The following is a 7,512-nucleotide window of genomic DNA, read 5'->3' as shown; positions in this document are numbered from 1 at the left end:
CCGAGACCTGTACCGGTAACCAATTGAATTTATTTGATTTATAATTGGACAGTAGTGATTATAGGTAATAAAAAAACACGGCAGTGCGCCATATATATGAATGATACAACAAGCGTTATAAATTCTCTTTTGCTTGATGAGCTGTTTTCCGGTTATCGGGAGGTGCTGGGGGAGGATTACGATGCTTACCGGAACCACTGTCTGAGGGTTTTCAACTTCTGCTGCTCCCTTGCAAGGAAGCGGGAGGTTGACCTGGATAAAATTGCCATTGCGGTCTTTTTCCATGATCTCGGGATCTGGACAGAGAAGAGTTTTGATTATCTGCCCGCTTCACAGCTTCTTGCCCGCAACTACCTTGAAAAAAACGGAAAAGGGGAGTGGCAGAGTGAAATAGAAGCCATGATCGGGGAGCATCACAAGCTGACCCGATACAAGGAGCATCCGGAGTGGCTGGTTGAACTCTTCAGGAAAGCGGACTGGATTGATATGACTGGCGGTTTGCTCCGCTTCAAGCTGAAGGATGATTTTGTAACCGATGTGCTTGAGGCCTTTCCCAATGCCGGATTCCACAGAAAGCTTGTGCAGCTTGCCGGTGAACGATTCAAAAGTCATCCGTTCAGTCCGTTGCCGATGATGAAGCTGTAGACGCTCCGCTATAAATTTCTTCCGCAATTCGAATCTTTTTCCGGCCCCGAATGTGTCGTGGACTCGCTCTACGTGTTCACATTTTTACTGATGGGAATCTCTATTAATGGTCGTGAGCGGTTAGAGTGCGATGTGGACGGAGCGCAGAAACCGGAGTGTACACGAGAGTACATGAGGATTTCGAGCACCGCCCAACGAAGCAATCGAATTGCGGAACAAATTAATAGAGGTTCCCTTAGTCGCGTTCGTAGTCAAGTGCGGGCGCCAGCCACTTTTCAGCTTCACCGATGCTCATCCCTTTTCGACAGGCATAATCCTCAACCTGATCCCTGCCGATTTTTCCGAGCATGAAGTACTTTGCCGCCGGGTGAGCGAAGTAGAGTCCGCTGACTGAAGCGGCGGGATTCATGGCGAAGGTTTCGGTCAGGGTGATACCCGTACTTACTTCGGCATTCAGGAGGGTAAAGAGCTCCGCTTTTTCGGTATGATCCGGGCAGGCGGGATATCCGGGAGCCGGGCGTATGCCCTGGTATTTTTCGCCGAAAAGCTCTTCGGGCTTGAACGCTTCATCGGGAGCATAACCCCAGAGTTCACGGCGCACTTTTTCGTGCAGCATTTCGGCAAATGCCTCGGCCAGCCGGTCGGCAAGAGCCTGTGTCATGATTTTGTGATAGTCGTCCTGCTCCAGCGTGAACTGTTTGAGAGCTTTTTCAATGCCGAGCCCTGCGGTCACGGCAAATCCGCCAATGTAGTCTTTCACTCCTGAATTGACGGGCGCGACGAAATCGGCAAGCGCAAGGTTTGGTTCGCCGTCCGCTTTTTTCTCCTGCTGGCGGAGCGTGTGGAGGGTTGCGAGGGTGGTTGTGCGGTTTTCGTCACTGTAGACTGCAATGTCATCCCCTGTGCTGTTGGCCGGGAAGATACCGGCAACACCTTTCAGTCCGAGCATCTGTTCGCCTGCTATTCTGTCGAGCAGGATTTCAGCATCGTTGAAGAGTTTAGTTGCCTCAACCCCGTACTTCGAGTCGTCGAGAATCTGAGGGTAGCGGCCATGCAGCTCCCACGCCATGAAAAACGGAGTCCAGTCGATATAGGGGCGCAGGGCTTCAACTGTCACATTTTCAAGCAGGGTGATTCCCGGTTTGAGCGGTTTGTAGACGGTAGAGCTGTCCCACTTCAGCGAAGGGGTGTTGCTTCGGGCTGCGGAGAGAGGGATATAGCTTTTTGCCGATGAACGTGAAGCGTGGCTCTCCCGCAGTCCGGCCTGCTCCTCCTTGAGCTTTGCGATGTAATCCGGGCTGAGTGCAGGATTGAGCAGGCTGTTGACTACCGGAACACTCCGGGATGCATCAAGCACCTGAACGACTGCTCCGGAGTAGACCGGCGAAATTTTCACTGCGGTGTGCATTCTTGAGGTGGTGGCACCTCCGATGAGCAGAGGAATCTTCATGCCGAGCCGCTCCATTTCACGAGCCACGTGCACCATCTCGTCAAGCGACGGGGTGATGAGTCCGCTCAGCCCGAGCAGGTCGGCTTTTTCACGCTCCACGGCTTCAAGGATCTTTTCGCAGGGCATCATAACGCCGATATCAACGACCTCGTAGTTGTTGCAGGCGAGCACAACGGCTACAATGTTCTTGCCGATATCATGCACGTCACCCTTGACCGTCGCAAGCAATATTTTTGCTGCGGCACGGGTGTCCTTGTTTTTGGCTTTCTCCTCTTCAATGTAGGGGATGAGGCAGGCAACCGAGCGTTTCATGACTCGGGCACTTTTGACCACCTGCGGAAGAAACATCTTGCCTTCGGCAAAGAGATCGCCGATGGCATTCATGCCGTTCATCAGTGGCCCTTCAATAACCTGCAGCGGGCTCGGGTAGAGCTGGCGTGCCTCTTCGGTATCCTCTTCAATAAACTCGACAATGCCCTTGATGAGCGCATGGCGGAGCCGCTCTTCAACGGGAGCATTCCGCCATTCGGCTGCTTTTGCTTCAGTTTTCTCGCCGCCACCCTGGATGGTTTCGGCAAAGCTCACCAGTCGTTCGGTTGCATCCTCCCGGCGGTTGAGCAGCACATCCTCGACACGAAGCAGCAGTTCCGGTTCAATATCCTCATAGATGGCAAGCTGGCCGGCATTGACGATGCCCATATTGAGCCCGGCTTTGATGGCGTGGTAGAGAAAGGCTGCGTGCATCGCCTCCCTGACCGGTTCGTTGCCCCGGAAAGAGAATGATACGTTGCTGATTCCTCCCGAAACCTTCGCATAGGGAAGGTTCTCTTTGATCCATCGGACCGACTCGATAAAGTCAACGGCGTAATTGTTGTGCTCCTCGATACCGGTGGCAACGGTCAGCACATTGGGGTCGAAAATAATATCTTCAGGGGGGAAGCCCACTTCATTGACCAGAATATCGTATGCGCGTTTGCAGATCTCCTTGCGCCGCTCCAGGCTGTCCGCCTGCCCCTTTTCATCAAAAGCCATCACAACGGTTGCGGCGCCATACTGCAATACTTTTCTCGCTCTCTCGCGGAAAAGTTCTTCACCCTCCTTGAGACTGATCGAGTTGACGATGCTTTTGCCCTGAACGCACTGGAGGCCGTTTTCAATGACCGACCACTTCGAACTGTCAATCATTACCGGAACACGGGAGATTTCGGGTTCGGATGCAATCAGGTTGAGAAACTCTTTCATCACTTTTTCGCTCTCAAGCATCCCCTCGTCAACGTTGACGTCAATCACCTGTGCGCCGCTCTCCACCTGCTGGCGGGCAATCGAGAGCGCTTCGTCGTAGTTGCCCTCCTTGATGAGCCGGGCGAATTTTTTCGAGCCGGTTACATTGGTGCGTTCGCCGACGTTGATGAAGCCGGTGGTGCTGTTTACAAAGAGCGGTTCAAGACCGGAGAGCTGCAGCTCATGCTTTTTTACGGGTCGCTGGCGCGGAGTCAGCCCTTTGACCGCTTCGGCAATTGCCTTGATATGCTGGGGAGTGGTGCCGCAGCATCCGCCGACAATATTGACAAATCCTGAGGTGGCAAAGTCAGCAATTTGCGTAGCCATATACTCCGGTGAGTCGTCATACTCTCCGAACTCGTTGGGCAGACCCGCATTTGGATAGACGCTCACCAGACTTTCTGCAATGCCTGAGATCGACTCGATAAAGGGGCGCATCTGTTTTGAACCCAGCGCACAGTTCAGACCGATGGAGAGCAGGTCGGGCATGTGGGCGATGGAGATCCAGAAGGCTTCGGTGGTCTGGCCGGAGAGGGTACGTCCGCTTGCGTCCACGACGGTTCCGGAAACCATGACCGGTACCCTGTTGCCTGTACGGTTGAAAAACTCTTCAATTGAGTAAAGTGCCGCCTTGCAGTTGAGGGTATCAAAGACCGTCTCAACGAGCAGCATATCGACGCCCACCTCCATGAGCCCTTCAAGCTGGAGGGTGTAGTTATCGACCACCTCCTTGAAGCTTACAGCACGGTACCCCGGATTGTTGACATCCGGCGACATCGAGAGGGTTTTATTGGTCGGGCCGATGGAACCGGCTACAAATCTTGGTTTATCGGATGTTCGGGCGGTATACTCATCCGCCGCTTTTCGTGCAAGCCTGGCCGCTTCAACGTTCAGCTCCCTGACCAGATGTTCGGCACTGTAGTCTGACTGGGAGATCGGATTGGCATTGAAGGTGTTGGTCTCTATAATGTCTGAACCTGCTTCAAGAAAGTCGCAGTGCAGTGCATAGATGATGTCGGGCCTTGTGAGAACAAGTATATCGTTGTTCCCCATGAGCGGATGCGAGTGGGTTGCAAACCGCGAGCCCCGGTAGTCCTCTTCCTGTAATTTATGGCGCTGGATCATGGTGCCCATTGCACCATCGAGAACAAGGATACGCTTTTCGAGCAGGGTAAAGAGAGTTTCTTTCATTCTTTATGCATGACTGCGTTTTTTTGAAAAAGAGGATACAGGTTGCCAATATACGATTAACTCTATAAATCTGTTCGCTCCGGCTGTGACGAATGCACAGATTTTACTCACTTTCCGGTGCACTCTCTTCATGGCACCTCTGATTAATTGTCGTGAGCGGATTTATTCTTAAGCCCCTCAAGCCATGAGCGGATCAGCTCTATCCCGCTGTCCGAAATCTGATGCGCTATCGGGTACTCGCGATAGATCAGCTCATCCACATGCTTTTCAAGCCATGCATTTGCGGCCCGTCCCTTGGCTATCGGCAGCACTTCGTCAAAGAGTCCGTGCATCACGAGAAAGGGGAGCTTGCGGAGCAATGGAGAGGCTTTTTCGGTCGGCATGTTTTTTTCGGGGAGCTGACCGCTGAGCGCAATCACACCGTGCAGCAGTTCAGGCGCATTGAATGCGGTGAGGTAGCTCATTACCGTGCCCTGGCTGAATCCCATGAGAAACACCTTCTCTCCTGCCGGACGGTACTCCTCGATCAGCTCTCTGACGAAGCCGATCAGTTGATGCAGGGCCCGCTCAGCGGCGGCGTGATCGACAATGATGCCGTTTGGGGTAAACTCAAGCGGAAACCATCCGTACATACCGTAATCCATAACCTGGGGCGCCCTTGCACTGATGTAGCGGAAATCCGGCGGTAGAGCGGGAGCGATCTGGATCAGATCTTTTTCATTGCTGCCGTAGCCATGCAGCATAAGAACGAGTGGTGCATTGTCCGGTTTCTCCGGAGCCTGTTCCATGTAGAAGAGGGAGAGCTCTTTTCGTTGAAGCATAATATAAGATTGCCGTTTTACTGATTTATATCGTGTATGACTTTGGTGATGAATCCTCCGCCGAGCACTTCGCTCTCCCGGTAGAAGACCGCGGCCTGTCCGGTTGAAACCCCGCTTTTTGGTGCGTCGAATGCAACCGCCACTTCATTGTTTTCGAGAGGCTCAATGGTGCAAGGGGTCTCTTTATCCCGATAGCGGATTTTTCCCAGAGCAGTGACTGGCGCGTTCACTCCATCGATGCCGATCCAGTTGAGCCCTGAAGCGACAAGCTTTCGTGTTTCAAGCGCTGACTTCTGGCCGACATGGATACGGTTGTGCTTCGGGTCAATTTCGGTGACATAGAGCGGAACCTTGGCAGCAACGCCGAGACCGCGCCGTTGGCCGATGGTGTAGAAGGGGTAGCCCCGGTGTTTGCCGATCACCTTGCCCGCTTCGTCAACAATCTCACCGCCTGAAACCTTTTCGGCAAGGCCGGGAATTGCACCTTCCAGGTAGCTGCAGTAGTCGTCCTGCGGCACAAAGCAGATCTCCTGGCTTTCCTTCTTCTCCGCCGCCCTGACACCGAATTCACGGGCCAGTCTGCGAACTTCGGGTTTCACCATCTCACCGAGCGGCAGAAGGGTTTTTGCAAGGTCGTTCTGAGAAAGCATCCAGAGAAAATAACTCTGATCCTTTTCCGGGTCAACGCCCTTGTAGAGCCGGTAGCGGCCGTCGCTGAATGAGGTGGAGGCAAAGTGGCCCGTAGCGATAAAGTCGGCTTCAAGCAGTTTCAGCCCTTCAAACAGCCCGAACCATTTGATTTTCTTGTTGCAGACCATGCAGGGGTTCGGCGTGCGGCCCCCGAGGTAGTCGTTATGAAAGTAGGTGATCACGTCATCCCTGAACTTCCGGCTGAGGTTGAGCGTCAGCACCGGAATCTGAAAATCAGGATGGTCGCTGATGATGAGCGGGGAAGGTTGCAGCGAGGGGCTATCCTCAAGGGAGTCAAGCACCCGGATGTTCAGCCCCGTAACCGAATAGCCCGCTTTTTTGAGCAGGCAGGCGGTTGTGGCAGAGTCCACTCCGCCGGATATGCCGACGACAACTTTTTTCTGTTCGCCCATAAGTCACCACTATTAATTTATTGCGCGATTCGATTGCTTCGTTGGGCGGTGCTCGAAATCCTCATGTACTTGCGTGTACATTCCGGTTTCTGCGCTCCGTCCGCCTCGCCCTCAAACCGCTCATGACAATTAATAGAGGTGCCTGTAAGTTCCTCACTCTCTTGTAGGTAACTCCTTCGGGCCAAATAATTTGTCAAAATCTCGGTCGTGGTTTTGAGTGCGAAACCGAATTGGCTGAAACTTACATCTTTTTCTCGATTTATCCGGCACACCACTTCCTCCATTTTGCTCGGTTGGTATGGTGTATATTTTTGATAACCTCAAGCAGTTAATTACATTAATAGAAGTAGTTCCGGGAAAGTGACTGATCTGTATAAACCGAAACAAAAAGCACAGAAAGAAGTAGTTTGATTCTTTTTGAAACAGGCAGATCATTTTAAACTATGTTTGATAGAGTGGTAAGGAGCTAAGAAAATGGGGCTGGTGAGTAAACTAATTACCTTGAAGGAAAGGAACCGACAGTGAATGATTTAGTTTTTAATGTACTTCGAATCTTGGGTATCACAAGTCCAATCCTTTTCCTGATTGGTCTTATGATTTACGTTCTTCTCAAAAAGATGCTCGAAGACCGATTTGATATACTGAAGAGTGAAGAGATCGAAGGGGTAAAACACAAACTGGCAAAAGATATCAGACTTTTTGAAAACGAAAAGGAGGCGTTATCCGGTGTGTTGCAAGCGATTTCTAACGTAATAATTCAAGTTAAATCAAGTTACATAGTTTCTGTTGACGAATTTCGGGTTATTTCGGAAAGCAGGTGCGATGATCTCGAACTGGAACTTTCAAGATATGTCCTTTATGTGGATCGGGATTCCCAAGACTTGATTTCGTTAGCCATTAAAATTCTTCGAAAAAATTCTTCGTGGTTATATGATGTCACAGGTGATCATGATGACCTATACTTTAATCTCTAAGGGTCAATTCCCCGAAGCTCTGCTTCGTAAAAGAATATCAAATTGAG

The 7,512-nt window shown here is 51.5% G+C and carries 5 protein-coding genes; 2 read left to right on the top strand and 3 right to left on the bottom strand.

All coding sequences use genetic code 11. The annotated features are described in order from the left end of the window. Window positions 1-96 precede the first annotated feature (96 nt). Window positions 97-645, top strand: a complete 549-nt coding sequence (locus BOO20_RS03735; protein ID WP_076790696.1) for an HD domain-containing protein — start codon at window positions 97-99, stop codon at window positions 643-645. A 235-nt stretch (window positions 646-880) separates the two neighbouring features. Here BOO20_RS03735 and metH read toward each other — a convergent pair whose 3' ends face one another. The 3 genes from metH to mnmA form a co-directional block, all read right to left on the bottom strand. Beyond that, complete coding sequence (metH, locus tag BOO20_RS03730; RefSeq protein WP_076790694.1) at window positions 881-4,567, bottom strand: methionine synthase; 3,687 nt, start codon at window positions 4,565-4,567, stop codon at window positions 881-883. Window positions 4,568-4,710: 143 nt separating this feature from the next. Further along, entirely contained in the window at window positions 4,711-5,388 is a 678-nt protein-coding gene (locus tag BOO20_RS03725) for an alpha/beta hydrolase (protein ID WP_076790693.1), read from the bottom strand. 17 nt (window positions 5,389-5,405) lie between these two features. Then, window positions 5,406-6,491 carry a tRNA 2-thiouridine(34) synthase MnmA gene (gene mnmA, locus BOO20_RS03720; RefSeq protein WP_076790692.1) on the bottom strand — a complete coding sequence of 362 codons (1,086 nt, stop codon included), beginning with the start codon at window positions 6,489-6,491 and terminating at the stop codon, window positions 5,406-5,408. A 521-nt stretch (window positions 6,492-7,012) separates the two neighbouring features. On the opposite strand from mnmA, the gene BOO20_RS03710 reads away from it, so the two are divergent. Then, a complete protein-coding gene (locus tag BOO20_RS03710; RefSeq protein ID WP_076790690.1) occupies window positions 7,013-7,465 on the top strand; it encodes a hypothetical protein in 453 nt (150 codons plus the stop codon). Window positions 7,466-7,512: the final 47 nt, after the last annotated feature.

It is taken from the genome of Chlorobium sp. KB01 (assembly GCF_001975465.1).
GTDB lineage: Bacteria > Bacteroidota > Chlorobiia > Chlorobiales > Chlorobiaceae > Chlorobium.
This window is presented reverse-complemented; position numbering and strand designations above follow the sequence as displayed.